The organism is Streptococcus sp. 339, assembly GCF_013277285.1.
GTDB classification, from domain to species: domain Bacteria; phylum Bacillota; class Bacilli; order Lactobacillales; family Streptococcaceae; genus Streptococcus; species Streptococcus pseudopneumoniae.
This window is the reverse complement of the sequence record NZ_VMMR01000086.1, coordinates 1-1,097: the sequence shown is the minus strand read 5'-3', so window position 1 is coordinate 1,097 and position 1,097 is coordinate 1. Positions and strand designations below refer to the sequence as shown.

Sequence of the window (1,097 nt, the reverse complement as noted above, 5' to 3'; positions counted from 1 at the left end):
TTTATACTCAATTGTTTTCAAAAAGCAACCTTGTCCATTGTCTGCTGACAGTGGACTTTAAAACGCTTTTTTCCAGTCCTTGAATAACTTCTTGAAGCTTATCAATGACGGCTTCCAATGTTTGGAAAGCCTTGTTTTTAAAACCTCGTTTTCGAATTTCTTTCCAGACTTGTTCAATAGGGTTCATTTCTGGTGTATAAGGTGGGATAAAAGCCAACTCAATATTACTTGGAATCTCTAAGGTACTTGATTTATGCCATATAGCATTATCCATGACAAGTAAAATATAGTCATCTGGATAAGCTTGTGAGACTTGCCGTAGAAATTCATTGATCCACTCAGTATTGCATCCTCCAGCAATGAGGAAAAAGGAATCTCCTGTCTGAGCATCTACTGCCCCATAACAATAGCGATATTCTCGCATATAATGACTAGGAATGCTAGGTCGGATTCCTTGAGGAGCCCAACAAGAACTCATCTTACTGATTCTTCCGAAACCAGCTTCATCTTGGTACATCAAACGTACTTTGTTATAAGTCCCCTCCTCTTTAAAGCGCTTACTTAAGGTCTCGAATGTAGATTTTATTTTTAGACGTCTCAATTGTCTGAGCGTCTGCCTTCTTGGGATGCTCAGGTCGAGGAGTGACCGTTCGCCAACCATGTCGTTTCAGGAGATAATAGAAACCATCACGTGTGGAAGTGCGACCAATCTCTTTTTGATAGGCTTCAAATAACTGATTGACAGTTACAAATTCCCCAGCCTGAGCAGCTTCTATATGACGTTTTAGAAATGCTTGTTCTTCTTCGTAAGTCATATATTCTCTATGACGTCCACCACGGGTCTCCTGAAGAAGCGCTTCTAAACCAAACTCCTTATATTTTTTCAAATTCCTCCAAACAGTTGTTTTATTGCAATCTAGCAAATCCATGATTTCCTTATAACTCTTTTCTTTTGAGCGAAAATAAATAATCTGTAGACGTTTATGATATTTGGCGTACGATGAATCTCTTAGGAGTTGTTCAATTTTTTGTGTTTCTTCGTTTGTAAGTTTCATAACTACTATTATAAGATGTTTTTTGATTTTAGTCCAGTATTA

At 37.7% G+C, this 1,097-nt stretch carries 1 protein-coding gene; it reads right to left on the bottom strand.

Annotated features, from left to right (window positions below; genetic code table 11):
* Positions 1–7: 7 nt before the first annotated feature.
* A protein-coding gene (locus HT736_RS09600; RefSeq protein WP_150855730.1) for an IS630 family transposase occupies positions 8–1,055 on the bottom strand; the annotation gives its coding sequence in 2 pieces (ribosomal slippage) (positions 8–560 and positions 559–1,055; 1,050 coding nt in all).
* Positions 1,056–1,097 lie beyond the last annotated feature (42 nt).